The sequence below is a fragment of the Azospirillum isscasi genome, from assembly GCF_030849505.1.
Classification (GTDB): domain Bacteria; phylum Pseudomonadota; class Alphaproteobacteria; order Azospirillales; family Azospirillaceae; genus Azospirillum; species Azospirillum isscasi.
The window spans coordinates 1-1,053 of sequence record NZ_JAUJFI010000365.1 but is presented as its reverse complement, the minus strand read 5'-3'; the positions used below and the strand labels follow the sequence as shown (position 1 = coordinate 1,053).

The following is a 1,053-nucleotide window of genomic DNA, read 5'->3' as shown; positions in this document are numbered from 1 at the left end:
CGTCTCCGACCAGGCCGGCAACCCCGCCACGGCGGCGACCCGGACGGTCAGCTACGACCGCACCGCCCCGTCTCTGTCGATCGGCACGGTGTCGGGCGACGACCGGATCAACGACGCCGAGGACGAGAGCGCCGTCACCATCGCCGGCACGACGAGCGGGGCCGAGGACGGCCGGGTCGTCAGCGTCACCGTCGGCACGGTGACCCAGACCGCCACGGTCAGCGCCGGGGCCTGGACGACCTCGCTGACCTCGAGCCAGGTCAAGAGCCTGTCCGAAGGCTCCGTCACGGTCACCGCGAACGTCTCCGACCAGGCCGGCAACCCCGCCACGGCGGCGACCCGGACGGTCAGCTACGACCGCACCGCCCCGTCTCTGTCGATCGGCACGGTGTCGGGCGACGACCGGATCAACGACGCCGAGGACGAGAGCGCCGTCACCATCGCCGGCACGACGAGCGGGGCCGAGGACGGCCGGGTCGTCAGCGTCACCGTCGGCACGGTGACCCAGACCGCCACGGTCAGCGCCGGGGCCTGGACCACCTCGCTGACCTCCAGCCAGGTCAAGAGCCTGTCCGAAGGCTCCGTCACGGTCACCGCGAACGTCTCCGACCAGGCCGGCAACCCCGCCACGGCGGCGACCCGGACGGTCAGCTACGACCGCACCGCCCCGTCTCTGTCGATCGGCACGGTGTCGGGCGACGACCGGATCAACGACGCCGAGGACGAGAGCGCCGTCACCATCGCCGGCACGACGAGCGGGGCCGAGGACGGCCGGGTCGTCAGCGTCACCGTCGGCACGGTCACCCAGACCGCCACGGTCAGCGCCGGAGCCTGGACCACCTCGCTGACCTCCAGCCAGGTCAAGAGCCTGTCCGAAGGCTCCGTCACGATCACCGCGAGCGTCTCCGACCAGGCCGGCAACCCCGCCACGGCGGCGACGAAGACCATCACCTACGACAAGACGGCGCCGACGGTTTCCATCGGCACGGTGTCGACCGACGACCGGATCAACGACGCCGAGGACGAGAGCGCCGTCACCATCGCCGGCACGAC

General features: G+C 72.1%; 1 protein-coding gene. It reads left to right on the top strand.

Annotated features, from left to right (window positions below; genetic code table 11):
• Nucleotides 1-1,053, top strand: a 1,053-nt coding sequence (locus QSG27_RS29020; protein WP_306712330.1) for an Ig-like domain-containing protein, incomplete at both ends; no start/stop codon positions are given.